We start from the raw sequence: 22,948 nt of genomic DNA, 5'->3' as shown, positions 1-22,948 counted from the left end.
TTCGGAAAGGAATACGGAAATGCTGAAGAAGGCAATGGCCGCCGCGGCGCTCGCCGCCTCCGTGGTCGGCGCGTCGGCGGTGGCGGCTCCTCAGGCGCTCGCCATCGGCAACGACCAGGGCACCACCTCCGCGAGCGGCAACGGGGCGACGTCCGCGTTCGGCAACGCGGCCACGTTCGGCCACATGAGCCCGCAGGCCACCCTGGTCCAGGGTTCGCTGAACAAGCTGTGCCTCGGTGTGCCGGTCAAGGCCAATGTCGGCCCGCTGCTCGGTGTGCTGGTGCCGGTCGCGGTCCAGGACGTGTCCGTCCTGTCCGCCCCGCAGAACCAGCAGTGCGCCGACAACTCCACCCAGGCCAAGGGTGACGAGCCGCTGTCGCACATCCTGGACGACATCTCGGTGCTCGCGGGCAACGGCGTCGCCAACAACTGAGCGCACACCTCCGGTATCCGCCCGGACGGCCCGCCACCTCCCCCGGCAGGGCCGTCCGCGGCGGATTCCGTGCATTTTTGCGAGGCGACGGCACGGAAAATCACCGAAATCAATTTCCTGACCTCCTCCTTCTCATTTCTTCCGCCACCTAGGCGAAGCGTTTCCTCAGAATTTCGGCGTTCGAGTGAATTACCGGGCGACACACGTTCCGGAGTTTCTTCCGGCGTCTATCCCTCGTTCTACAGCCTGCCGGTCATGGTGCGAGCCGTCCGTTGTGCTCGCTCGGTTTCGGCCGTCATAGGGGCATGACCGCAGAGAAGGGAAAGTCCATGAAGAAGACCGCTGCCGTGTTCGCGGGCGCGATCCTCGCCCTGGGCGGGGCCGCCCCGGCGTTCGCCGACTCCGGCGCCGAGGGTGCCGCGATCGGTTCCCCGGGTGTCCTCTCCGGCAACGTCATCCAGGTGCCGGTGCACATCCCCGTGAACGTCTGCGGCAACAGCATCAATGTGATCGGACTGCTGAACCCGGCGTTCGGCAACGTCTGCGTCAACGGCTGACCAGCCTTTTTCCGGCTGCGCCACGGCCGGTCCTGGACCGATTCGTATCCGGTTCAGGGCCGGCCTTTCCCGACTCTGCATGCTCTTTGATCGAGCAGGACAGGAAAGATCAAGATTGCGACAGGCTCTGAGCAAGTCGATGGTCGCGGCGGCAGCCGCGACCGGCATTCTCTCCCTCTGCGCCACCCCCGTACTCGCCGACACCGCGGCGAGCGGCGGGGCGCAGGGCTCGCCCGGTGTCGTCTCGGGCAACAGCCTCCAGGTCCCGGTCACGGTCCCGGTCAACCTCTGCGGCAACACCATCGACCCCATCGGACTCCTCAACCCGGCGTTCGGCAACGGTTGCGCGTCCGCGGACCGGGAGGGGGACTCGGACCGGGGATCGTCGTCTTACGGGGACGACGACTCCGGGTACGGGGATGAGGAGGGGTACGGGGGTGACTCGGGGTACGGGGACTCCGGGTATGGGGGTGACTCCGGCTATGGGGATTCCGGGGCTGGGAGTGACTCTGGCTATGGGGACTCCGGGTATGGGGATTCCGGGGCTGGGGGTGACTCCGGGTATGGGGACTCCGGCTATGGGGGTGACTCCGGGAACGGGGACTCTGGGTATGGGGACTCCGGATACGGGGGCGATGACTCGCCCGGTGGGTATGGGGAGCAGCCTCCGGGTGGGGGTGAGCAGCCTCCCGGTGGGGGTGAGCAGCCTCCGGGTGGTGGCGAGCAGCCTCCCGGCGGTGGTGAGCAGCCGCCCGGTGGGGGTGAGCAGCCTCCCGGCGGTGGTGAGCAGCCGCCGGGTGGAGGTGAGCAACCGCCTGGCGGAGGTGAGCAGCCGCCGGGTGGGGGTGAGCAGCCCCCCGGCGGAGGTGAGCAACCGCCTGGCGGCGGCGAGCAGCCCCCCGGCGGCGGCGAGCAGCCTCCCGGTGGAGGCGAGCAGCCCCCCGGCGAGGGCACGCATCAGCCTCCCCCCGGTGGTGGTGACCACCGACCGCCGCCTTCCCTCGCGGAGACCGGTAACGATGTGTTGATCGGGGGCTCGTTGGCCGGGGCCGCGCTGGTCGCGGGTGGGGCCGTGCTGTACCGGCGAGGCAGGGCCGCCTCGCGTTCGTGACGGGTGGGGACTTGTGGGCCCCGGACGACGGCCGACCGTCGTCCGGGGCCGTCGTGTGCCCGGACCCGTACCTCAGTGGGTGTCCGCGTGGTGGTCGTGGGCGGGTGGGGACGGCTGGCGGATGATGCGGGGGCGGGCCGGGGCGGGGTCCTGGGGGCCGGGCGGGACGGGGCGCAGTCGGCGGGTGAGATGGCGGGGCCAGCGCCGCCACAGGGCGCGGGCGGGAGCCCGGTCGTCGGCGGCGTACCAGGCCAGTTCGCGGCCGGCCCGGGACGGGCGGCGCAACGCGGTGAGCGGGGCGTAGTTCTCGACCAGGAAGCGGCGGCCGGGGCGGGGCCGGGGCACCGGGAGCGGACGGCCGGTCAGGTCCAGGTGCAGGGCCCGTACGACATCCAGGCCGCCGGTGTCGGCGAACAGGCGGAACTGGGCGCCGGGGCGGGGGTTGAAGTCGAGCAGGTGATACGCGCCGGTGCGGTCGTGGCGGCGGAAGTCCAGGTCCAGGACGCCCCGGTAGCCGAGGGCGGTGACCAGGCGGCCTGTCAGTTCGTCCAGTTCGGGGTTGGGGGTCCATTCGCCCACCGCCGTCAGGCCCGCGCCGCGCGGCCAGGAGAGCAGCTTGCGGCCGGTGCCGCCGCCGTGGCGGGTGCCGGTGCGGTCGGTGTGGGCGTGGCAGAACCAGTCCAGGCCGGGGCCCGGTGGCAGGAACTCCTGGAGCAGCAGCGCGCTGCCCGCCTCGGTGCGGCGCCCGTACAGTTCGCGGGCCTGCTGCGCGGACCGTACGACCGTCGTGCTGCGCAGTCCGCTGCCCGTCGGGAGGAGCCAGGGGCGGCTCCACTTGGCGATCACCGGCAGGCCCAGGCGCCAGGCCGCGCGGCCCGCGTCGGCGCCGCTGCCGGGGATCAGGGTGACCGGGTGGGGGATGCCGAGGGCGGCGCACAGGGCGGCCAGTTCGGCCTTGTCGGCGACGCGTTCGGCGAGCGGGCCGGGGAGCGCCGGGAGCCGGAAGGCCGGGGCGAGGGACTCCCGCAGCCGGGCCGTGGCGAGCGCGCTCGCGTCGTCCAGCGGGACCAGTACGGCGGGCCGGGCGACCCGGGCGGCCACCTGGGCCAGCACCCGGGCGATGTCCGCGTCCGACGCGCCCGGGGCGGGCGGTTGATGGACGGCGGTGGTGAACCGGGACGCGGCCACCGGGCTCCCCGGACCGTCCGCCGCCACGACATGCGCCTCGACGCCCGCGCGGCCGAGTGAGCGGACGGCGCCCAGCGTTCCGTGGTGGAAGGGGTTCCGGTCGATCCGCAGCAGCACGGCGGGGACCCGGGTGTCGAACGGGGACACGGGCACTTCTCCTCGGTTCCTTCGGTCGGTGTCACCCGTGCGGGCGAGCGGGGCACTCGTACGCCGCAACGGCGGTGGCGTGAGGGTCTTTCATATGACTGAGTGTCAGTAACTGGCATGCGGACGGTATGAGAGTGCACGTCAGACAGTGCGGTTGTGGAGAGAGGAGCAGGCATGGCCCCACAGCAGCAGCGACGGCCCCGGTCCAAGCGGCTGGCCCTGATCGCGGCGACGGTCGCCGCGTCGGCGGCCCTGGCATCGGGACCGGTGTTCGCCGCGGGGCTCGGGGTGGTGGTCGTCGCCGACCCGCCCGCTCCGGACCCGGCCGCGACGACGGCACCCCAGCGCCCCGACGCGCCCGCGACGCCCGCGACATCCGGGCCCAGTGCGCAACCGGCCGCCGCGACGCCGGGTGAGCTGCCGGTCGCGGCACCTTCCGCATCGGGATCCGCCGCATCGGGATCCGCCGCGGCACCCGCGAACGGGGCTCCCGCGAAGGACGTACCCGCGAAGGACGTTCCCGCGAAAGACGTACCCGCCAAGGAGTACCCCGCCTTCGGGGCCTATCTCGACTACGGGCCCCGTGGGGTCTCCCGGATCGCCGAGTTGAGTCGGTGGCTGGGCGGGGCCGAGCTGCGGGTGGGGCACACCTACCTGCCCGGTGATCTGTGGTCCAACATCGAGGGGCGGCCCGACTTCCTGGAGGCGTGGGCCGACTGGCGGCGGGCCGACCCGGACCGGATGTTCGTGCTCAACGTCCCCATGCTGGAGCGCAACGAGGAGGGCGTCCCGGACGCCGAGGTGCGCCGGTTGCTGCGGCAGGGTGCCGCCGGACGGTTCGACCAGCACTACCGCGCCCTCGCCCAGCGGCTGGTGGACCTCAAGGTGCCGGACACGGTGGTGGTGCTCGGCTGGGAGATGAACGGCATCACGTACACCCATCGCTGCGGGCCCGATCCGCAGGCGTGGAAGACGTACTGGAAGCGGATCGTCGCCGCGATGCGGTCCGTGCCGGGGCAGAACTTCACGTTCGACTGGACGCCCAGCCGGGGACGGGACGCCATCGCCTGGACGCGGTGCTATCCGGGGGACGACACCGTCGACGTCATCGGGATGGACTCCTACGACCAGCCGTCCGGGATGTCCTTCGACGAGCAGGTCAGCGAGCCGTTCGGGCTGCGGGACCATGTGGAGTTCGCCAAGGAGCACGGCAAGGCGATCTCGTACCCGGAGTGGGGGCTGTTCCGCAACGGGGACAACCCCGACTACATGCGGCGGATGCTCGCCTGGATGGACGAGCACAAGCCGCTCTACAACACGCTGACCGACTACTGCCCGCACGGGGTGTGGCAGTGCGGCAGCAATCCCCGGGCGTCCGAGATCTATCGGAGTGTGCTGTCCGGGCGGGGTGGTCCGGTCGTCACCGGTCCCACACCTACGCCCACGCCGACACCTACTCCGGAGCCCACGCCGACCGTTCCGGTCAATCCGACCACCCCGCCGCACTGCTCGCCGCTGGATCTGGGCGACTGGGTGGAGCACTGGCTCGGCGGCAAGCTCTGTGTCCGGCTCGACTGGTGGTCGCGCAACCGGTGAGCGCGGGCCGGGCGCGCGGTGGTGGCGGGGCCGTTCAGGTGTCGCCGCCACCGTCGCGCTCCTTCCAGCGCAGCAGCAGTTCCTTGCCGCGGGCCCGTGCCCGCGCGTCGGTGAGGGCCGCCGCCAGCAGCGGGGCGGTGGATCCACGGGCCAGCAGCAGCCGCTGGTTGACGACCCGGGCCGGGCGCCAGTGGTGCTTGTACGGTTCGTCGCCGCGCAGCAGGCTCAGCGTGCCGATGCCTCCGGCGGCGCGGGTGTGCCCGGCGCAGGCGTCCAGCAGCATCACCGCCACGTCGGCCTTCAGCTCCCGCAGCCGGGGATGGGCGCCGTAGAGGTATCCGCCCGTCAGGTGCGGGGACATCAGGGTGAGGTCCACGGCGACGACCTCGCCGTCGAGGCGGAACTCGGTGACGACCGCGGTGCCGGAGCGGACCATCGGGGCGGCCGAGCGGACCAGATGGTCGCGGAACCGGGGCTGGAGGTGCTCGGTGGTCACCCTGCGGCCCTGCCACTGGAGCCGGTGCAGTGCGATCAGGCGGCGCAGCGCCCCGTCCACCTCGTCCGGTCCGGCGATGCGGCGGGTGACGCCGAGCGCCTCCAGTTTGCGGAGCTTGGCGCGGACCCGCTGCTGGGCCTTGGCCGAGGGCAGCCGGGTGATCAGCTCGTCCAGGGGGACGGCGGGCAGTTCCAGACAGACCGAGTCGTCGATCCGGCGGCGGGGGCCGCGCCAGCGGTCGTAGACCTGTTCGAGGGCGGCGCCGGGGCGGACCTCGCGCAGATCGAGCAGCGCGGTGCGCGCGGCGGTGGCCAGGGCGGCGGTGAGGGCGTCGGCGGCGGCCGGGCCGTGCGCGTCGTCCAGCAGGACATCGGTGTAGTCGGAGATGGCCCCGCCGAGCGGGATCAGCGCGGGCAGCGGACTGCGTACGCGCATCAGGGGGGCCGCCGCGATCAGATGGCCGGTGCTGTCGCGGACCAGGACGAGCCGGAGGCGGCCGGAGCCGCCGTAGGAGAGCCACCAGGAGTGCAGCCAGGGGTGGCTCTGGAAGGGGGTCGCGGTGGCGCAGCGGGTGTAGAGGCGGTGCCAGTCGGGGGCGAGGGCGGCGAAGGTGCGGGCGTCGGTGACGAGGTGGGTGGTGTACGCCGATGCCCGCCGCGGGGTGGGCTTTGTGGTGGGCGTTGAGGTGGGTTTTGGGTGCGGGGGTGTCGGGGTGGGGGTGGTGTGAACGCAGTTCACGGGGTGTCCCCGGGTGTGAGCGCGGTTCACGGCCGGGGTGCCGTCCCCCCGTTGCACACCCCGGGTGTCGGCGTCCGGGTTCACACCCCGTGTATCGGCGTCCGGGTTCACAGCCGACCGCTCGCGTCCGCCGCCACCGCCGGGCCCGGCACCGCCGTCGTCCGGCCCCCGCCGTCCTCGCCGCCCCCGCCCCGGACGTCCCCGAAGCCGTCGCCACCGGCCGCCCGGCGCGGCCGGACCAGCAGCGCCAGTCCGCCCAGCAGCCCGCCCGCGCTCGCCCCCACCAGCCCGGTCAGCACCGGTCCCGGCGACGAGGGGGCGCCCGGCTTCACCGCCCGCGCGAACTGCTCGAGTTCGACCTGGGTCGCGTCCGCGCTGTCGCTCGCGTGCCCGGTCAGGGCCTTGGCCACCGCGTTGGCCATGTCGGCGGCCACATCGGGGCGGCCGGCGGTGGCGGTGATGGCGACCATCGGCGCGTCGGGCGAGGTCGCCGTCGTCACGTTCTTCTGGAGGGCGCGCACCGGGACGCCCGCCCACACCTGGGCGTCGCCCAGCACCGCGAGCTGGGTGGCGACCCGGCCGTACGCCTGCGCGAAGCCCAGCGCGGCGGCGGAGTCGGAGCGTTCGGTGGGGACGGCGACGACATAGCTGGTGGCGCTGTAGACGGGGGTGCCGAGGGCGCCGTAGCCGCCGCCGAGCAGTCCGCCGGCCACGACCCCGGCCGCGAGCAGCGACCAGGGCGGCAGCCCCTTGGCACGGGCGAGGACGCGGCGGGCGGGGCGCTGCGGCCGGGGGGAGCGGTCGGACTTCACGGGCTGACTCCAAGAGCTGACGAGGACGGGGACGGGGATGGGGAGGGGGATGGGGAGGGGGAGGGGGATAGGGGGGAGGGTGAAGGTGAGGGGCGGGGGGCCGGGGGAGTCGTCGGTGGGGTGGCCGTGCCGGTCACCTGGGCGTAGACCTCCATCAGGCGGGCCGCGCTGCGGGTGATGGCGTAGTGGTGGGCGGCCTCGGGGGTGGTGCGGGGGCGGGGCGCGCGGGCGCGGACCCCGGCGAGGGCGGGGGCGAGGGCGGCGGGGTCGCAGGCCACCCGGACCGCGTCGATGGCGGAGCCCGCCGGCAGGTCGGCGATCGCCGGGCAGGACGCGTACCGCACCGGCAGGCCCGAGGCCAGCGCCTCCACGATCGCCAGGCCGAACGCCTCCTCGGGGGAGGGGGAGGCGAGGACGTCCATCGCGGAGAGCAGGGACGGCAGGTCGGGGCCGGGGGTGCCGTCGGGGACATAGGGGCGCTCCCCGGCGAACAGCACCCGGTCGGCGACCCCGGCCTCCTGGGCGGTGCGCCGCAGCACGTTCTCCTCGGGTCCGCCGCCGACCAGCAGCAGCCAGCAGTCGCGGGGCAGCGCGGCGAGGGCGCGGATGGCCACGTCGAACCGTTTCCCCGCGGTCAGCCGGCCGATCGCGCCGACGACGAACGCCTCCTCGGGCAGTCCGAGGCGGCGCCGGGTGCGATGGCGGGCCACCGGGTCGAAGCGGAACCGGTCCAGGTCGATGCCGTTGGGCACCACCTCGATGCGGGGCGCGGGCACGCCCCAGCGCCGCAGCCGGTCGGCGACCGTCGGGGAGACGGCGACGGTGGTCCGGCCCAGCCGTTCACTGGCCAGATACAGCCCGCGCACCCCCCGGGTGAGGGGGCGGCCCTCCAGCTGGGAGTCGCCGAGGGAGTGCTCGGTGGCGACGACGGCCCGCACCCCGGCCAGCCGGGCGGCGAGCCGGCCGTAGACGCAGGCGCGGTAGAGATGGGTGTGGACGAGGTCGTAGCCGCCGGAGCGGATCAGCCGGATGAGGCGGGGCAGGGCGCCCAGGTCGCGGTTGCCCGCCATGCCCAGGTGGGTGACCGGCACCCCGTCGGCGATCAGCCCGGTGGCGACCGCGCCGGGGTGGGTGAGGGTGATGACCTCCGCCTCGACCGGCAGATGCCGCAGCAGCAGCCGCAGTTGCTGCTCGGCGCCGCCGACCCCGAGGCCGGTGATGATGTGCAGGGTCCTCATCTCACACCCCCGCGACGGCCCGGCGCCGCACCCGGTGCAGCCGCTGCTTGAGGTGCAGCCGTACGGCGGTGTCCCGCTGCCCGATGTGCACACGCGGCAGGGCGTACCGGGAGGTGAGCGGGCCGGGGTCGATGGCGACGGCGTAGCCGTACCCGGCCTCGCGGACGGCCTCGATCACCCGGGTGTCGATCGTGCCGTACGGGTAGCAGAAGCCGGTGACGGGAGCGCCGGTGAGGTCGGTGAGGAGTTCGGCGCTCTCCACGACCTCCGCCTTCAGGGTGGGGTCGTCGGCGCGGGTGAGGTCGAGGTGGGTGAGTCCGTGGGAGCCGATCTCGACGCCCCCGTCGGCGGCCCGGCGGATGCCGTCCGCGGTCAGCAGGGGTTTGCGCGGGCCCAGTGGGTCCCAGGCGTTGACGCCGCCGAGGCGGCCGGGCAGCACGAAGAGGGTGGCGCCGAAGCCGAACCGGTGCAGCAGCGGCAGCGCGTGCGCGGTGAAGTCGGCGTACCCGTCGTCGAAGGTGAGCCCGACCAGGCCCTTCCCGGCGCCGCGCGCCCGTGCCGCGAGCAGGTCGGCCACCCCCACCCCGCGCAGTCCGCGCCGCTCCAGCCAGCGCAGTTGCCCGGCGAGCCGCTCGGGGGTGACGGTGATGCCGTAGGGGTCGTCGGCGCGGTCGCCGACGGAGTGGTACATGGCGATCCAGGGGGCGGCGGTGGAGGGGGTGGTGACCACGGGGGCGGCGGTGGAAGGGGTGGTGACCACGGGGGCGGCGGTGGAAGGGGTGGAAGGGGTGGTGACCACGGGGGCGGCGGTCGAGGGGGTCGGGTCAGCGGGAGCGCGCATGGCGGAGCCTTCGGGTCGCGGTGCGGATGGAGTGGAGTACGGGGGCACAGCCCTGGGCGCCCAGGCCCGCGCCGGTCAGCACGAAGACGACGGTCACGGCGGTCCCCCCGGCGGCCAGCCCTCCCACCGGTGACCCGGGAACGCCCGCGACCAGCGTCCCGGCGGCGGTGGCCAGCAGGGCGGCGCGCACCGGGCGGCTCAGTTCGGTCAGCACCGCCCGGCGGCGGACCGGCAGGGCGCGGGCCCGGGTGCCGGACAGCAGCAGCACGGCGGTGACGGTGATCCCGGCGGCGTTGGCGGCGGCGATGCCGAGGACGCCCCAGGCGCCGACGGTCAGGGCACCGGCCCAGGCGGTCACCACCACCCCGGCGGTCATCGCCGCGAGCGGGTACCAGGTGGGGCGCCCGGCGCAGAAGTAGGCCCGGATCAGCGCCCCGACCAGGGTCTGGGCGAGCAGTCCGAGCGCGTACACCCGCATCACGGACGCGGTCGCGGCGGTGTCGGCGGCGGTGAACGCGCCGCGCTGGAAGAGGAGTTCGACGATCTGCGGGGCGCAGGCGACGACCGCGGCGGTGCCGAACAGCACCATGCAGGTGGCCAGCGCGAGATCCCGCTCCATCCGGCCGCGGGCCCGCTCGGTGTCGCCCTCGGCCAGCGCCCGCGCGACCACCGGGAAGGTGACGGTGACCAGTATCAGCGAGAGCGTCATGGGGATCTGGGCGACCTTCTGCGCGTAGTTGAGATGCGAGATCGCCCCGGAGGGCAGGTTCGAGGCGAGGAACCGCTCGATCAGCACCTGCGACTGACGGCACAGCGCGAAGGTGAGAATGGCCGCGATCAGACCCAGCCCGACCGCCGGTTCCGGCTCCCCGGCGCCCGGCGGCACCTCGGCGACCGCCTTGCGCCGCAACCGCCGTACGAACGAAGGCAGTTGGACCATCACCATCAGCAGACTGCCGAGCGCCACCCCGGTCGCCGCCGAGCGCACCCCCCAGCGTCCGCCGAGCACGAACATCGCGGTGATGATGCCGGTGTTGTAGGCGACGTAGATCGCGGCCGGGGCGAGATAGCGGCGGTGGGCGCGCAGGGCGGCGCTGAAGTACCCGGCGAGCCCGAACCCGACCACGCACACCGCCGCCAGCCGGGTGCAGTCCACGGCGAGCGCGGGGTCGGCCAGCCCGGGGGCGAGCAGGCCCACCAGCGCGGGCGCGAGCAGGACGAGGGCCGCGGCGACGGCGATCAGCACGCCGGTCAGCCGGGGCAGGGTGCGGGCGACCAGCGCCCGCACCGGGTCCCCGGCCACCCCGCGCGCCCGCCGCGCCAGCGCCAGACTGAACGCCGGGATCAGCGCGAACGCGAGCCCGTCCTCGATCAGCAGCGTCGAGGCGAACTCCGGGACGGTCCACGCCACCAGGAACGCGTCCGTCTCCGCGCCCGCCCCGAACAGCCGGGCCAGCGCCTGGTCCCGGACCAGCCCGAGCAGCGCCCCGGCGACCGACAGGACCCCGGTGAGCAGCGCGGCACGGGCGAGGAAGCCGCGGGGCGGCGGTCCGGGAGCGGGGTCGACGGCCGGGCGGGGGGCGGGGAGCAGAGCGGCGTCCCGCGCCGCGTCCACCCGGGACGGGTCACGCACGGTCATCGTGCCCCCTGGTGAGGGGGGTGGGGCGGTGGACAGTGGGTGCTTGCCTCCGGGATGGGTGACGCGCGGTCGTTGTGTCCCCCTGGCCGAGGGGGGCGGGGCGGTGGACAGTGCGTGCTTCTCTCCGGGATGGGTGACGCGCGGTCGTTGTGTCCCCCTGGCCGAGGGGGGTGGGGCGGCGGACAGTGCGTGCTTCTCTCCGGGATGGGTGACGCGCGGTCGTTGTGTCCCCCTGGCCGAGGGGGGCGGGGCGGCGGACAGTGCGCGCCTCCCTCCGGGACGGGTCACGCACGGTCATCGTGCCCCCCGGCCGACGGGGTCCGACCGCCCGGCCGCCCGGCCGACAGTGCCCACCAGGCCGTCAGGCCCAGGCAGACGCCGGTCAGTACGGTCGCGGGGCCGCCGATGTCGGCGTAGCAGAAGTCGGTGAGCTGCCAGATCAGCAGGCCGGTCGCGAGCAGGGCGCAGTCGGGGGCGCGGCGGGCGGCGCCGGTGCGGCGGGCCCGCCGCAGGCCAGTGAGGGCGCACGCCAGCAGGGCCAGCCAGCTCCCCGCGAGGGTGAGCAGTCCGAGCAGGCCCTGTTCGGCGAGGATCAGCAGATACATGTTGTGCGGGGACAGCAGCGGCTGGCGGCGGAACGCCTCACCCGCGCTCTCGGTGTCGCTCCCCGACGACAGGGCGAGCGAGGCGTGGGCGTCCCGGTGCTCGGGGAAGCCCTTGAGTCCGACGCCGGTCACCGGGTGCTCGCGCCACATCCCGCCCGCCGCCGCCCACATCGCGTACCGGTCGGTGACGGACTGGTCCGGCGCGGCGGCCACCCGGCCGATGCTGCCGACGCGTTCCTGGAGCATCCCCGAGCCCATCCCGAGCCCGCCGACCAGCACGATCCCGGCCGCGAGCAGCGCCGCGCCCACCGTCAGCGCCCGGCGCACCCCGGCCAGGAGGAGCTGGGCCGCGCAGGTCAGGGCGGTCGCGATCCAGGCGCCCCGGCTGAAGGACAGGGCGAGCGGAACGGTCAGGGCGAGGGCGGCGGCGGTCGCCAGCGCCCGCTGCCGGGCCGGTCCGTCGCCGAGGGCCAGCCCGGTCGCGCAGACCAGGCCCAGCGACACCACCGTCGCCATACCCATGATGTCCTGGGCGCCGAAGGTGCCGACCGCCCGGACCAGCTGCCCCTGGTAGGAGGCGCCGGTGCCGGTGGCGTACTGGTGGACGCCGACCGCGCCCTCCCAGGTGGCGAGCGCGACGAACGCCCAGGCGAGCAGGCGGACATCGGCGCGGTCCCGGATCAGCAGCGCGACCGCCGCCGGGACCAGCACGAAGATCTGGAGGTAGCGGCCGAGGCCGGTCAGCCCGGCGCCCGCCGAGGACGCCCCGGCGGCGGCCACCGCGAGCCCCACGACCGGCAGTGCCAGCACGAGCGCGGCGGTGGCGGACAGCGGGCGCCGCCGCCCGCGCAGCAGCCGGACGGCACAGAACCCGACGACCAGCGCGGACAGCGCGTCGGCCGGACCCGCCCCGCCCTCAGCGCCGGTGGCCAGGGGCAGCCCCAGCAGGGCGATCACCGCCACCACCGGCCACACGGGTGACAGGGTCCGGCGCGGCGGCGGGGGGCGGCGGGGCGGCAGCGCGAGCGGTGGGGGGAGGGGCGGCGCGAGAGTCATCGGCGCGGGTTCCCTTGCCGGGGCTGTTGGGGGTGTGGGGTGGTGGGGGTGGCTGCGTGGGCAGGGTGGGGGTGAGTCGTCAGGAGGGCGGCGGCTTTCCGCGTCGTGCTGGGCCGTCTCGTGCGGGGGTGGGTCATGGGTCAGCTCCCCGCCGAGCGGACCAGCGCGGTCGCGGTGCGGAGCAGGATGCAGATGTCCTGCCACAGCGTCCAGTTGTCGATGTAGGCGTTGTCGAAGCGGGCCCGGTCCTCGATGGAGGTGTCGCCGCGCAGGCCGTTGATCTGGGCGAGGCCGGTGATGCCGGTCGGCATCCGGTGGCGGGCCGCGTAGCCGGGGTAGGTCTGGCTGAACTGGGTGACGAAGAAGGGCCGTTCGGGGCGGGGGCCGACCAGGCTCATGTCCCCGCGGACCACGTTCCACAGCTGGAGCAGCTCGTCCAGCGAGTGGCGGCGCAGGAAGCGGCAGAACCAGGACATGCCGTGCTCGCCCGCGACGCTCCAGCGGGTCGCCGACTCGGTCTCGTCGACCGGGCGGTGGGTGCGCAGCTTCAGCAGGGTGAAGGGGCGCCCGTCCTTGCCGATGCGCTCCTGCCGGAACACCACACCCGGCCCCTCGATCAGCCGCAGCGCCAGCGCGCAGCCCAGCAGCAGCGGGCTCACCGCCAGCAGCGCCAGCCCGGCGAGGGTCAGGTCCAGCAGCCGCTTGCCGCGACTGGTGGGCCGTCCGGGGCCCGGTTCCAGGCGGCGGCAGGCGAACCCGGCGAGGTGTTCGCCCGCCGGGTGGGTGGGCGACTCGGGGTCCAGTTCCCACAGCGCGCACCCGGATTCGGCGAGCGCCCGCAGCAGCGGCCCGTGCTCGCCGCGCACCCCGGGGTGGACGGCGAGGACGTCCCGGACGCCGTTCTGGATGAGGGCCCGCTGCACCTCCTCGCCGGTGGTCAGCACCGGCAGCCCGTCGGGGCCGTCGGGCACGGGGGCGACCACGCCGACCGGGCGGGTCCCGCACCCCGGGTGGCGCAGGATCGCGGCGGCGACCCGCTGGGCGACGGGCGCCGGGCCGATCACCAGCGCGGCGCGCGGGCGGCGCAGCAGCAGGGTGCGGCGGCGCCGGTGGACCAGGGCGCGTCCGGCGCAGGCGGCGGTCAGCTGGGTGGCGGTGCCGAGGGCGAGGGTGTGCGGGGTCAGCGCCTGGGCGGGGGCGAGGGCGGCGACCAGGGTGGCCAGGCCCAGCCAGCCGAGGGCGATCCGCCCGCAGACGGCGGGCAGTTCGTCCAGGACGCCCTGGAGCCGTCGGGGCGGCCGGTGGGGGCGCAGCAGTATCGAGACGGCGACCAGCAGCGCGAGCAGCAGCGGGCGGTGGCCGAGCAGCGCGAGAGCGCCGAGCAGGGCGGCGGCACCGTCCGCGAGCAGCAGCGGCAGCAGGACCGGGGGGCGGGCCGGGGGCCGGCGTCGTACCGGCATCCGGAAGCCGCCGTCCCGGCGCCGCGGCGGCAGCACGGACAGGGCCGAGGGTCTGGGCGCGGGTCTGTGCTCCCGGGGCATCGGCCCGGCGGACCCGTGGGATCCATGGACCGCATGGGGTCCATGGGATCCGTGGGGTCCATGAGGTCCGGGGGAACCGGGGGTTCCGGGGGAGGGGACGGGACCGGCCGCAGTGCTTTCCGCAGTCACGAGTGGATCGACTCCCTGTACTCGGTGGGCGCGACGCGCCTTGCCTGACCGGCGCCGAGAAGGTCGCCGTAGACCTGGGCGACCGCCTCGGTCATGTGCCGCACGTCGTGCGCGGACCGGATGTGCGCGCGCCCCCGGGCGCCCAGGTCTTCGCGCAGCCGCCGGTCGGCCAGCAGCGCGGTGAGGGCGCGGGCCAGCGCGGCCGGGTCGCCCGGCGGTACCAGCGCGTGCGCCGCGAGCGCGGGCGGCAGGGCCTCGCGAGCGCCGTTCACCTCGGTCACCACCACCGGCCGCCCGCACGCCATCGCCTCCAGCGGGGCCAGCGCCATGCCCTCCCAGCGCGAGGGCAGCACCACCAGATCGGCGGCCCGGTACCAGGGCACCGGGTCGGCGACCGCCCCGGCGAACAGCACCGGCCCGCCGCGCGCTTCGAGCCGGGCCCGGTCGGGGCCGTCGCCGACCAGCACCAGCCGCGCCCCGGGCAGCCGCCGCCGTACCGACTCCCAGGCCGTCAGCAGGTCGTCCTGGCCCTTCTGCCGGCACAGCCGCCCCACGCACACCACCAGCGGGGTGTCCGGGCCGAGGCCCGGCAGCAGTGCGGCACGGGAGGTGGGGCCGGGGGAGAAGCGGCCGGTGTCGACGCCGTTGGGGACGACGCTCCAGCGGGCCAGGATCCCGGCGGCGGCCCCGGTGTCCCGCTCGGCCCCGCTCACACACAGCGTGCGCGCCGCCCAGCGCGCCCCGAACCGCTCCCAGCGCAGGGCCAGCGCGGCGGTGGCGCCACCGACCGCCTCGAAGGACCAGGCGTGCGGCTGGAACACGGTCGGGATCCGCCCGCGCACCGCCAGCCGCCCGGCGAGCCCCGCCTTGGCACTGTGCGCGTGCACCACATCCGGTCGAACGGCCTCGATCACCCGTACGGCCCCATGGACCTCCCCGGGCAGCGATCGACCCGGCGCACGCGTCGCGCGCCAGGCTCGTGAACCGGCGCCCAGCGCCGCCACCTCCCGGGCGAGCGCCCCCTCGGGACAGGCCACCACGACCTCCCAGCCGGCGGCCAGCTGAGCGCGGGTCAGCTCGGTGACGACACGGGCGACCCCGCCGTCGACCGGCTGCGTCAGATGCAGGACGCGCGGCCCGGAGGCGGGCGGTGGCTGGTGCATGGCGCGGTTTCCTCGCTCGGGGGAGGTGCTGGCGGACGGGCGGGAGCGCGCCTTACTTCCGGGCCTCCACGGCGACGAAGAGCACGCCGGCCCAGGCCGCGTCCGGCTGGGAAACGAGCCGGAACGCCAGCTGGTCACCACCGCGCTCCAGCGCACGCCCCAGTTCGAACACATCGGAGTCGTAGCCGAGGGTCTGCTCGAACGCGGGTTCACGCCGCCCCGGAGCGCCGGTGACGGTGGAGTTGAGGACGTCCTCGTAGGGGTTGGAGGCGTCGCCGAGGGGGGCCGGGGCGCGGCGGTCGGCGGAGACGGCGAGGGTGTCGGGGCCGGTGGCGCGGTCGCCGTTGTACGCCACCAGGCCGATCTGTCCGGTGGCCCCGGCCGGGGCGCCGAGCCCGGTCACCCGGATCTCGTGCCCGGCCCGGTCCAGCGCCTCGAACCCGTCCCACAGCGCCAGCCGCCGCAGCGGCTCCGCCGGGTGCTCGTAGGCCACCACCAGGGTCCAGCCGGCCCATGCCCCGTGCTCGGACCGGCCGCGCGCGGCACCGACCTGGGCGACGGTCCAGAGCCCGGCGCCGCCGGTCCGCACCTGCCGGGTGACGTCCGCCGACGCCTGGTACGCCTCCGCGCCGCGCGCCGCCCGGCGGCCCACGGCGGTGTCGGCGAGGACCTCGCCGTAGGCGCCGCCGGGCGCGGCGAGCAGCACCCGCGCGGTGTCGCGGGCGGGGCGGCGCTCCCCGGCCAGCAGATTGCCGCCCCAGTACAGGCGGGCGTAGGTGATCCGCGCGCCGGTGGGCAGCCGGATCTCGGCGCGCGAGGAGTTGTCGGTGCGGGGGTCGTCGTCGATGTCGACGAACTCCATGGCGAAGTCGTCGTCGCCGCCGGGGGCGCCGTCCCGGGCGGCCCGGCAGGCGGGGGTGGCGGCGCAGGTGAGGGAGGTGTTGGCGGCGCGGACGAAACCGCCGTGCTGGACCGCGCGATGGCGTTCGGCGAACGCGATGCGCTCGGCCTCGGCGGCGGGCGCGGCGAGCACACGGGCGCGGGCTCCGTCCGGAGCGGCGAGCACACGGGCGTCGGCTCCGTCCGGAGCGGCGAGCGAGGGGAGCCCGACGAGAGCGGCGAGGGCGAGGCCGCCGACCGTGGCACGGCGCAGCAGCGATCGCGGGGAGTGCGGCATGACCGGCGTGCCCTTTCCTGTGGTTCCTGGATGGACGGGCCATACGGGTACGTCGAACGGTCCGCAACTCTAGTCGCTATCAGTATTAATCCATTGAAACCGGACAAGTGTGTCGGAATGGTGAAGTCCGCTCCGAGGGGGACATCACCCCTTTGGCGGCACAACCCGGCGGAGCATGGTGCGTTGACACAGCGCCGGGCATCCCGCCCGGATGTTTGTGTCAACCCCCAAGGAGCACCTCTCCATGTCGCGTATCGCGAAGGGCCTGGCCCTGACCACCGTTGCCGCCGCGGCCGTCGCCGGTGGCGCCGGTGTCGCCGCCGCCGACAGCGGCGCCCAGGGCGCTGCTGCCCACTCCCCGGGCGTGCTGTCCGGCAACGTGATCCAGGTCCCGGTCCACGTTCCGGTCAACGTCTGCGGCAACACGATCAACGTCATCGGCCTGCTGAACCCGGCGTTCGGCAACACCTGCGTCAACGGCTGACGCCACGTCGCCTCCGCGCGGCCGGCCGTCCTCCCCCTCGGCGGGGAGGGCGGCCGGTTCCGTGTGTCCGGGGGTGTGCCCCGAATGGGGGTGCGGGGCGGCGCGGTGCCGACAGGGTCCGCGCCGGTCCCAACTGGGCGCCGCCCGGGGGTGGATGTCCCCGGCGGGGGCGCGGCCCGCCCGCCGGGCGAGGGCGTGGCGTGCTTGATCGGTTGCGGAGTGCGACGGTCGTTCGCACGGTGGAGTCCCGGCCGCGCACACCGGTGCGGCCGGGATGTGTGCGTCCCCCGAAAGGAAGTCCCATGCGTGGTCTGCCCAAGCGGCGTATCGCGTCCACCGCTCTCTGCGCCGCCCTCGTCCTCGGCGCCGCCGCCCCGGCGGTCGCGGCCGAGCACGCCTCGCCCGGGGAGCGCGCCGGTACGGCCGCCGAGGCGCCCGTCCCCGGCGCCGACGCGCTGCTCGCCCAGACCCGGAGCCTGAGCGACATCACCGGGGTGCTCACCCCGGTCACCGAACTGCTCGGCACCGCGCTGAACGCCGACAACGGCCAGCTCACCCCCGACCAGGCGACCCGGCTCGCCGAAGTGGCCGCGAGCGCCATCGCCGAGGCCGGTTCCACCTCCCCGGCCGCCACCCTCCCGGCCCCGGCCCCCGCCTCCGCCCCCCGCAAGGCGCCCGCCGACCTCAAGGACGACGCCCTCGCCGCCCTCCGGAAGGCGGTGGACGGCCTGATCACCGCGACCACCTCCGGCGACGCGGGCAAGATCGTGCCGGCCTCGAACGGGGTGGTCACCGGCATCGTCAACGTCCTGGCGTCCGTTCTGCTCGGCGGCGCGCTGCCCGCGCCGGACCTGGCCGGACTCCCGTCGCTGCCGAGCCTGCCGGCGACGGCGCCGAGCCTCCCGGCGGCCCCGAGTGTTCCGGCGGCGCCGAGCCTCCCCGCCGCGCCGAACCTCCCCGTCTCCGCCCCTGCGGCCCCCGCCGCCCCCGCCGCCGCGCCCGCCGCCCCCAACCTCCCGGCGTCGTAAGCCGCGCGCCCCTCCCCCTGCGCACTCCTCCCCCCGGGCGTCTCTCATCGAGAGCGGTCGCCCGGGGTTCTTATGATTTCTGCGGAACGGAGTTTCCCGGCCGGTGAAGGGTCGTTAGGCACGGCGTCAGAATTCCCTGAGGCAGCCGGCAGTAGCAGCACCGGTCGCCCAAGAAAGGAACCCGATGAAGTCCCTGAAGGCCGCCGCTGTCGTCGCCGGATCCCTGGCCCTCGCCGGCGCCGCCGCGCCCGCGTTCGCCCACAACGCCGCCGACCTCACGCCCACCAGCCTCAACGGCGCCGTGAACACCCTGACCAGTGGCCGCCTGACGACCGCCGACGCGATGCCGCTCCAGCACCAGTCCAACGCCCTCGACACCGAGAACAAGGACTCCGTGCTCAACACCGTCAAGGGCACCACCGGCGCGCTCAACAAGACCGGACTGCTCGGCGGGCTCCCGCTCCAGGGCTGAGCCCCGGCGGCCTCCCCGCGTATTACCGAAAGGGTCGATTCCATTCCCCGGGAATCGGCCCTTTCGGTATTTTGGAATTGCCCCGGCCCATTCATCAGGCATTTTCCCGGACCGGTCCGCACGGCACGCCGACCCCCTTCCCGGTACCGGAAACGCCCCACTTCCCTCGTTCGTGTAGAGCGGCGGCGCACCATCCCCCGACCGGGTGAGAACGCGTCGGGCGGCGTTCGGGCCCGGGGCTAGGGTCGCGCGGGTGACCACAACCTCCGGTGAAACCCGCCCCTTCCACCCCGCCGACCTCGGCACGCTCGTCGTGATGGCCTGGAGCGGCGAGGCGCCCGACGGCGACATGCCCTATCTCCTCGCCTACTCCCTCGGTGACGCCGCCGACGGCCCCGAGGCCACCACCGCCGCGATCGAGCGGCTGCTGACCGACAACGACCTGCCCGTCGGCGGTGATCTCGTCGACGGCAACCTCAAGCCCAGCCTCCCGGTCAGCCTGCTGGTCGAGTCCGGTACGGCGGTCGTCGCCATGCCCCACCTCAACGCCACGGTCACCCCGCCGCCGGAGTGGCTCGACGCGGTCGGCGAACGCGGTTTCGCCTACTTCGTGTTCACCACCCGCCCCTGGCCCGAGGCCAAGCCCGGACAGCCCGTCGAGCCGGAGGCGCTCGCCGCGTTCGCCGGTGCCGAGGAGACTCTCGACGCCGCCGCCCATGTCGTCCTCCCGGCCCGCAGCCTGCGCGTCTGACGACGGCGCCAGGCGGAGTGGGTGGGCCGCCGCCCCCGGGTTCCCGGACCCGGGGGCGGCGGCCTGTTCGCGTGTCGGCCGCACACCGGACCCCACTCGCCGGGGGCCCTCCGGAACGGACCGGTGACGGTCGGCCGAAGAACCGACGATCACCCCGTCCCACAACTGCGGCACCCGGGGGAATTGTGCGCTCGTCGCGCGCCCGGAGTCGTTGTGCGTACGGACGTCGCTCCCAGGAACCGATTCGAAGGGCCACAGCTGAGATGAAGCCGAGCACCCGAGGAACTTTCGCCGCCCTCGCCACCGGGGTGGCCGCCGCCCTGGGCGCCGCCGCCTCGCCCGCGTCGGCGGCCGGGACCGTGCCGGTTCCCGTGCCGCTGGAGGGCGTCGAGCACTCCCTGAACATGGAAGTGCCCACCCTCTCCGCCGAACTCCCGCTGCCGGTGCCGGGCGCCCCCGACGGCCCCCGCTATGTCGAGGGCCGCCTCCTCCCGGACCGGGCCCTGCCGCAGCTCCCGGTCAGCACCGGACTGCCCGGCGCCCAGCTCCGCGCCCCGCTGCCCCGGGTCCTCGGCGACCAGTTCGACCACCTCGGTGTCGACGCCCGCGCCGCCGATGTCCGCGCCCTCGCCCCCGGTCTGACCCTGGACGCCCCGCTGACCCCGCCCGACCCGGACAACTTCGGCCTGCCCGGCCTGAAGCTGCCGCAGGCCGGTGTCCTCACCCCGGTCCTCCAGACCGTGCCCGGCGCGGACATCGCGATGGGCCCCGGCCTCTGACCACAGGTCTTTGACCACCGGTCACAGACCACCGGTCACAAGGTGACCGCACCGGTCACCGCGGTCCCGGGCGTCCGCCGGGCAGGGGGAAGCCCGCCGCCGCGGCGATCCGGGCGCGGGACTCCAGCACCCGGGACCGCAGCGCCGGCAGATCCACGCCGACCAGCGCCCCGTCCCGCTTGACCACCCGGCCCGCCACCAGGACGGTGTCCACCAGCCCGGGGTGACCGGCGGCGACGACCGTGCCGACCGGGTCGCCGACCGGGAACACCGTGGGGTCGTCGGCGCGCAGCAGGATCACGTCCGCCGCCCGGCCCGGGGTCAGCGAGCCGATGCGGTCGCCGAGGCCCAGGGCGCGGGCCCCGTCGACGGTCGCGAACTCCAGGACGTCCCGGGAGCGCAGACCGCCGTCCAGGGCGCGCTGGGCCGTGAACGCGGTGCGCATGGTGGTGAACAGATCGCCGCCGACCGAGGGGACATCGTCCACCGAGAGGGTGGGGCGCAGTCCGGCGGCCAGCATCCGGCCGGTCTCCGGTCGTCCGAAGCCCATCTTCATCTCCACATCCGGGCTGATCGACACCGAGCAGCCCGCGTCGGCCAGCATCCGCAGTTCGTCGTCCGCCAGCCCGTTGCCGTGCACATGGGTGGTGGTGTCCCGCAGCAGCCCGTGCTCGTGCAGCTCGGCGACCGGGCGGCGGACCCCGTCGGACGCGGTGTGCACACTGGTCCGGATCCCCAGCTCGGCCGCCAGGGCGAGTTCGTCGGCGAGCAGGTCAAGGCCCGTCTCGGCATGGCCGCGCAGGCCCAGCGCCATGCCGAGCAGTCCGTCGCCGTCGCCGTCGTCGTCGGGCAGCGCGGCCCGCACCCGGCGGACCTCGGCGTCCACCGGATCGCCGGTGCCCCACCCGGCGCCGTAGCAGAACACCGAGCGGCCCGGGGCCTCGCGCAGGGCGGCCACGGCGGCGTCGGCGTGCGCGGGGCTCTGGGCGCAGTGGAACCAGTCGAGCAGGGTGGTCACCCCGGAGTGCAGCGCCTCCAGCCGCCCCAGCAGATTGCCCAGATAGACGTCCTCGGGCCGGAAGTGCGGCCGGAGGGTCCCGTGCATGGCCGTCAGATACTCGGCGAACGTCCAGTCCGCGCCGATCCCGCGGAACGCGGCCTGCCAGGTGTGGCGGTGGGTGTCGACCAGTCCCGGCAGCACGATCCGGTCGCCGGCGTCGATCACCTCGGCGTCCGGCGCGTCGATCCGCGCGGCGACCCCGGTGATCACCCCGTCCTCGATCAGGACATCACCCCGGTCGAGATCACCGGCCACCGGGTCGAGGGTGACGACGGTTCCACCGCTGAGCAGGGTCTTCATGGGCGGGTCCTTACTGTCGTGGGGGAGGGAAGGGGAGGGGGAGGGGGCCCCTTCCGCCGGGTCAGACTGACACCCCGTCACCCCCCTCGCCTAGCCCGCCCGGACGCCCGACGGTGACCGTCCGGCACCTTGTGCGGTTAGCGCAGGCGACAGCGGCTCAGGGCGCTGTCGGCACCCAGCGAACCAATCGGGCGAGGAGCACACACATGGTCGTCAGCGTCGGCGGGGCACCGGTCGGGGCCACCGCGACAAGAGCGGGACGGGCACGCGGCGGACGGCGGGAGGTGCTGCGCGGGCTGCTCGCCTCGGCCGCCGCCCTCGCCGTCGCCCCGCTGGTCGCCGCCTCCCGGCCCGCCCGCCCGGCCGCACCGCCGCCGGAGGACACGGCCTTCGACGAGATCCACCGGGGCCGCCGGATCCGCGGCGTCCGCACCACCGACGCCGGTACGGCTGCTGCCGCCGCCGGTGCGGATACGGGTGCCGGTGCCGGTTCCTGGCACGTCACCGTCGACGGCCGTCCGCTGCACCTGATGCGCCGGGCCGACGGCACCTGGATCAGCGTCATCGACCACTACCGTTCCTACCCCACCCCGCTGGAAGCGGCCCGTGCCGCCGTCGACGAACTCGGTCCGGGCGAGCGGCTGCGGACGGCCGCCCCGGCCCACGGAGGGGGCGGCCACCATGGCGTACACGCGTAAGGACGTCAGTACCCTCACCGCCGCCGAGAAGCGGCGGTTCGTGTCGGCGCTGCTGGAGCTGAAGCGGCGCGGCGAGTACGACGAATTCGTCCGGATGCACATCGACTTCTATGTCTCCGACGGCGAGGACGGGCTGCGCACCGCCCATATGGCCCCCTCGTTCCTGCCCTGGCACCGCCGGTTCCTGCTGGACCTGGAGGACGCCCTGCGCCGGCTCGACCCCTCGGTGAGCGTGCCGTACTGGGACTGGACCCGGGAGCGCAGCGCGAAGTCCCTGCCCTGGAGCAAGGACCTGCTCGGCGGGAACGGGCGGTCCGGCGACCGGCAGGTCACCGAGGGACCGTTCGCCCACCGGGAGGGGAACTGGACCCTGCGCGAAGGGGTCACCGACGCCGAGTACCTCACCCGTGACCTCGGCCGCTCCAAGGACCCGATCGACCTGCCCACCAAGGACGATGTGGAGTGGGCGATGAAGGACGGGACGTATGACGTCTCGCCCTGGAACTCCACCTCCGGCGGCGGCTTCCGCAACAAGCTGGAGGGGTGGGGGAGCGGGCGGGGCTCCGTCTCCTGGCGCAACCACAACCGGGTGCACCGCTGGGTCGGCGGGGCGATGCTCGGCGGGGCGTCCGTCAACGATCCGGTGTTCTGGCTGCACCACGCCTTTGTCGATCTGCTGTGGCTGCGCTGGCAGCAGCGGCACAAGCAGCACCGCTATCTGCCCGACAAGCCGCCCGCGCCCGGCACCGCCCAGCACGGCCGGGTGGTCGCCCGCCACGAGAAGCTGCCGCCGTGGGACCTGACCCCGGATCAGCTGGAGGACACCGGCGGGGTCTATCGCTACGGGTAGCCGTCCCGGCCCCGCAGAGGACAAGCAGAGGACAGGGGCAGCAGAGGACAAGGGGAGAG

22 protein-coding genes and 1 pseudogene are annotated in these 22,948 nt (G+C 74.8%); 12 read left to right on the top strand and 11 right to left on the bottom strand.

Going from position 1 to position 22,948, the window contains the following annotated elements; genetic code table 11:
- The first annotated feature begins 19 nt into the window (after positions 1 to 19).
- From ABZX40_RS32340 to ABZX40_RS32325, 4 genes and pseudogenes are all read left to right on the top strand, one after another.
- Positions 20 to 433, top strand: a complete 414-nt coding sequence (locus tag ABZX40_RS32340; RefSeq protein ID WP_355745409.1) for a rodlin — start codon at positions 20 to 22, stop codon at positions 431 to 433.
- Between the two features lie 329 nt (positions 434 to 762).
- Positions 763 to 990: a chaplin ChpD gene (gene chpD / locus ABZX40_RS32335; protein WP_355745411.1), complete on the top strand. Its 228-nt coding sequence runs from the start codon at positions 763 to 765 to the stop codon at positions 988 to 990.
- Positions 991 to 1,069: 79 nt separating this feature from the next.
- Positions 1,070 to 1,327 (top strand): annotated as a pseudogene (locus tag ABZX40_RS32330) (chaplin); the annotation flags it as partial.
- A 340-nt stretch (positions 1,328 to 1,667) separates the two neighbouring features.
- Positions 1,668 to 2,018 (top strand): hypothetical protein, encoded by a 351-nt coding sequence (locus ABZX40_RS32325; protein ID WP_355745596.1) that lies wholly within the window; start codon positions 1,668 to 1,670, stop codon positions 2,016 to 2,018.
- A gap of 155 nt (positions 2,019 to 2,173) precedes the next feature.
- Here the strand turns inward: ABZX40_RS32325 and ABZX40_RS32320 are convergent, their stop codons facing one another.
- On the bottom strand, positions 2,174 to 3,436 hold the full coding sequence (locus ABZX40_RS32320; protein WP_355745414.1) for an ATP-grasp domain-containing protein: 1,263 nt from the start codon (positions 3,434 to 3,436) through the stop codon (positions 2,174 to 2,176).
- Between the two features lie 174 nt (positions 3,437 to 3,610).
- Here ABZX40_RS32320 and ABZX40_RS32315 point away from each other — a divergent pair, with 174 nt between their 5' ends.
- The gene (locus tag ABZX40_RS32315) at positions 3,611 to 5,032 is read left to right on the top strand and encodes a glycosyl hydrolase (protein ID WP_355745416.1); all 1,422 of its coding nucleotides are present in this window, start codon (positions 3,611 to 3,613) and stop codon (positions 5,030 to 5,032) included.
- 34 nt (positions 5,033 to 5,066) lie between these two features.
- Here the strand turns inward: ABZX40_RS32315 and ABZX40_RS32310 are convergent, their stop codons facing one another.
- The 9 genes from ABZX40_RS32310 to ABZX40_RS32270 all read right to left on the bottom strand — a co-directional run bounded on the left by ABZX40_RS32310 (position 5,067) and on the right by ABZX40_RS32270 (position 16,467).
- Complete coding sequence (locus tag ABZX40_RS32310; RefSeq protein WP_355745419.1) at positions 5,067 to 6,266, bottom strand: GNAT family N-acetyltransferase; 1,200 nt, start codon at positions 6,264 to 6,266, stop codon at positions 5,067 to 5,069.
- Between the two features lie 107 nt (positions 6,267 to 6,373).
- Positions 6,374 to 7,078, bottom strand: a complete 705-nt coding sequence (locus tag ABZX40_RS32305; RefSeq protein WP_355745421.1) for a lipopolysaccharide biosynthesis protein — start codon at positions 7,076 to 7,078, stop codon at positions 6,374 to 6,376.
- Positions 7,075 to 8,316, bottom strand: coding sequence for a glycosyltransferase (locus tag ABZX40_RS32300; protein WP_355745424.1), 1,242 nt, complete (start codon positions 8,314 to 8,316; stop codon positions 7,075 to 7,077). The genes ABZX40_RS32305 and ABZX40_RS32300 overlap by 4 nt, the downstream gene beginning before the upstream one ends.
- A gap of 1 nt (position 8,317) precedes the next feature.
- Positions 8,318 to 9,007 (bottom strand): polysaccharide deacetylase family protein, encoded by a 690-nt coding sequence (locus ABZX40_RS32295; RefSeq protein WP_355745585.1) that lies wholly within the window; start codon positions 9,005 to 9,007, stop codon positions 8,318 to 8,320.
- A 133-nt stretch (positions 9,008 to 9,140) separates the two neighbouring features.
- On the bottom strand, positions 9,141 to 10,796 hold the full coding sequence (locus tag ABZX40_RS32290; protein ID WP_355745426.1) for a lipid II flippase MurJ: 1,656 nt from the start codon (positions 10,794 to 10,796) through the stop codon (positions 9,141 to 9,143).
- 284 nt (positions 10,797 to 11,080) lie between these two features.
- Complete coding sequence (locus ABZX40_RS32285) at positions 11,081 to 12,457, bottom strand: O-antigen ligase family protein (RefSeq protein WP_355745428.1); 1,377 nt, start codon at positions 12,455 to 12,457, stop codon at positions 11,081 to 11,083.
- 140 nt (positions 12,458 to 12,597) lie between these two features.
- Positions 12,598 to 13,998, bottom strand: coding sequence for a sugar transferase (locus ABZX40_RS32280; protein ID WP_355745431.1), 1,401 nt, complete (start codon positions 13,996 to 13,998; stop codon positions 12,598 to 12,600).
- Positions 13,999 to 14,123: 125 nt separating this feature from the next.
- Positions 14,124 to 15,290, bottom strand: a complete 1,167-nt coding sequence (locus ABZX40_RS32275) for a glycosyltransferase (protein ID WP_355745434.1) — start codon at positions 15,288 to 15,290, stop codon at positions 14,124 to 14,126.
- A 52-nt stretch (positions 15,291 to 15,342) separates the two neighbouring features.
- Positions 15,343 to 16,467, bottom strand: coding sequence for a DUF3344 domain-containing protein (locus ABZX40_RS32270; protein ID WP_355745437.1), 1,125 nt, complete (start codon positions 16,465 to 16,467; stop codon positions 15,343 to 15,345).
- Positions 16,468 to 16,711: 244 nt separating this feature from the next.
- Here ABZX40_RS32270 and chpG point away from each other — a divergent pair, with 244 nt between their 5' ends.
- The 5 genes from chpG (at position 16,712) to ABZX40_RS32245 (ending at position 19,981) form a co-directional block, all read left to right on the top strand.
- Positions 16,712 to 16,951 (top strand): chaplin ChpG, encoded by a 240-nt coding sequence (gene chpG / locus ABZX40_RS32265; protein WP_355745440.1) that lies wholly within the window; start codon positions 16,712 to 16,714, stop codon positions 16,949 to 16,951.
- 302 nt (positions 16,952 to 17,253) lie between these two features.
- A complete protein-coding gene (locus ABZX40_RS32260; RefSeq protein ID WP_355745443.1) occupies positions 17,254 to 17,979 on the top strand; it encodes a hypothetical protein in 726 nt (241 codons plus the stop codon).
- A 184-nt stretch (positions 17,980 to 18,163) separates the two neighbouring features.
- Positions 18,164 to 18,451 carry a hypothetical protein gene (locus ABZX40_RS32255; protein ID WP_355745449.1) on the top strand — a complete coding sequence of 96 codons (288 nt, stop codon included), beginning with the start codon at positions 18,164 to 18,166 and terminating at the stop codon, positions 18,449 to 18,451.
- 253 nt (positions 18,452 to 18,704) lie between these two features.
- Positions 18,705 to 19,202 (top strand): DUF5949 family protein, encoded by a 498-nt coding sequence (locus ABZX40_RS32250; protein ID WP_355745452.1) that lies wholly within the window; start codon positions 18,705 to 18,707, stop codon positions 19,200 to 19,202.
- Positions 19,203 to 19,465: 263 nt separating this feature from the next.
- Positions 19,466 to 19,981, top strand: a complete 516-nt coding sequence (locus tag ABZX40_RS32245; RefSeq protein WP_355745455.1) for a hypothetical protein — start codon at positions 19,466 to 19,468, stop codon at positions 19,979 to 19,981.
- Between the two features lie 55 nt (positions 19,982 to 20,036).
- On the opposite strand, the gene ABZX40_RS32240 is transcribed toward ABZX40_RS32245, so the two are convergent.
- Positions 20,037 to 21,341 carry an amidohydrolase family protein gene (locus ABZX40_RS32240; protein WP_355745458.1) on the bottom strand — a complete coding sequence of 435 codons (1,305 nt, stop codon included), beginning with the start codon at positions 21,339 to 21,341 and terminating at the stop codon, positions 20,037 to 20,039.
- A 206-nt stretch (positions 21,342 to 21,547) separates the two neighbouring features.
- On the opposite strand from ABZX40_RS32240, the gene ABZX40_RS32235 reads away from it, so the two are divergent.
- Both ABZX40_RS32235 and ABZX40_RS32230 read left to right on the top strand, forming a co-directional pair.
- Positions 21,548 to 22,039 carry a tyrosinase family oxidase copper chaperone gene (locus tag ABZX40_RS32235; protein WP_355745461.1) on the top strand — a complete coding sequence of 164 codons (492 nt, stop codon included), beginning with the start codon at positions 21,548 to 21,550 and terminating at the stop codon, positions 22,037 to 22,039.
- Positions 22,023 to 22,889 (top strand): tyrosinase family protein, encoded by an 867-nt coding sequence (locus tag ABZX40_RS32230; RefSeq protein WP_355745464.1) that lies wholly within the window; start codon positions 22,023 to 22,025, stop codon positions 22,887 to 22,889. Before ABZX40_RS32235 ends, ABZX40_RS32230 begins: the two co-directional genes overlap by 17 nt.
- Positions 22,890 to 22,948 lie beyond the last annotated feature (59 nt).

The sequence above is a fragment of the Streptomyces sp. NPDC004610 genome (genome assembly GCF_040609715.1).
Classification (GTDB): domain Bacteria; phylum Actinomycetota; class Actinomycetes; order Streptomycetales; family Streptomycetaceae; genus Streptomyces.
This window is presented reverse-complemented; position numbering and strand designations above follow the sequence as displayed.

Excerpts from the sequence above, each read along its gene's own strand:
- ABZX40_RS32240 (WP_355745458.1), bottom strand. The coding sequence starts at position 21,341 with ATGAAGACCCTGCTCAGCGGTGGAACCGTCGTCACCCTCGACCCGGTG.
- chpD (WP_355745411.1), top strand. The coding sequence starts at position 763 with ATGAAGAAGACCGCTGCCGTGTTCGCGGGCGCGATCCTCGCCCTGGGC.
- ABZX40_RS32245 (WP_355745455.1), top strand. The coding sequence starts at position 19,466 with ATGAAGCCGAGCACCCGAGGAACTTTCGCCGCCCTCGCCACCGGGGTG.
- ABZX40_RS32275 (WP_355745434.1), bottom strand. The coding sequence starts at position 15,290 with ATGCACCAGCCACCGCCCGCCTCCGGGCCGCGCGTCCTGCATCTGACG.
- chpG (WP_355745440.1), top strand. The coding sequence starts at position 16,712 with ATGTCGCGTATCGCGAAGGGCCTGGCCCTGACCACCGTTGCCGCCGCG.
- ABZX40_RS32295 (WP_355745585.1), bottom strand. The coding sequence starts at position 9,007 with ATGTACCACTCCGTCGGCGACCGCGCCGACGACCCCTACGGCATCACC.
- ABZX40_RS32270 (WP_355745437.1), bottom strand. The coding sequence starts at position 16,467 with ATGCCGCACTCCCCGCGATCGCTGCTGCGCCGTGCCACGGTCGGCGGC.
- ABZX40_RS32255 (WP_355745449.1), top strand. The coding sequence starts at position 18,164 with ATGAAGTCCCTGAAGGCCGCCGCTGTCGTCGCCGGATCCCTGGCCCTC.
- ABZX40_RS32230 (WP_355745464.1), top strand. The coding sequence starts at position 22,023 with ATGGCGTACACGCGTAAGGACGTCAGTACCCTCACCGCCGCCGAGAAG.
- ABZX40_RS32300 (WP_355745424.1), bottom strand. The coding sequence starts at position 8,316 with ATGAGGACCCTGCACATCATCACCGGCCTCGGGGTCGGCGGCGCCGAG.
- ABZX40_RS32280 (WP_355745431.1), bottom strand. The coding sequence starts at position 13,998 with ATGCCCCGGGAGCACAGACCCGCGCCCAGACCCTCGGCCCTGTCCGTG.
- ABZX40_RS32235 (WP_355745461.1), top strand. The coding sequence starts at position 21,548 with ATGGTCGTCAGCGTCGGCGGGGCACCGGTCGGGGCCACCGCGACAAGA.
- ABZX40_RS32260 (WP_355745443.1), top strand. The coding sequence starts at position 17,254 with ATGCGTGGTCTGCCCAAGCGGCGTATCGCGTCCACCGCTCTCTGCGCC.
- ABZX40_RS32340 (WP_355745409.1), top strand. The coding sequence starts at position 20 with ATGCTGAAGAAGGCAATGGCCGCCGCGGCGCTCGCCGCCTCCGTGGTC.
- ABZX40_RS32315 (WP_355745416.1), top strand. The coding sequence starts at position 3,611 with ATGGCCCCACAGCAGCAGCGACGGCCCCGGTCCAAGCGGCTGGCCCTG.
- ABZX40_RS32290 (WP_355745426.1), bottom strand. The coding sequence starts at position 10,796 with ATGACCGTGCGTGACCCGTCCCGGGTGGACGCGGCGCGGGACGCCGCT.
- ABZX40_RS32285 (WP_355745428.1), bottom strand. The coding sequence starts at position 12,457 with ATGACTCTCGCGCCGCCCCTCCCCCCACCGCTCGCGCTGCCGCCCCGC.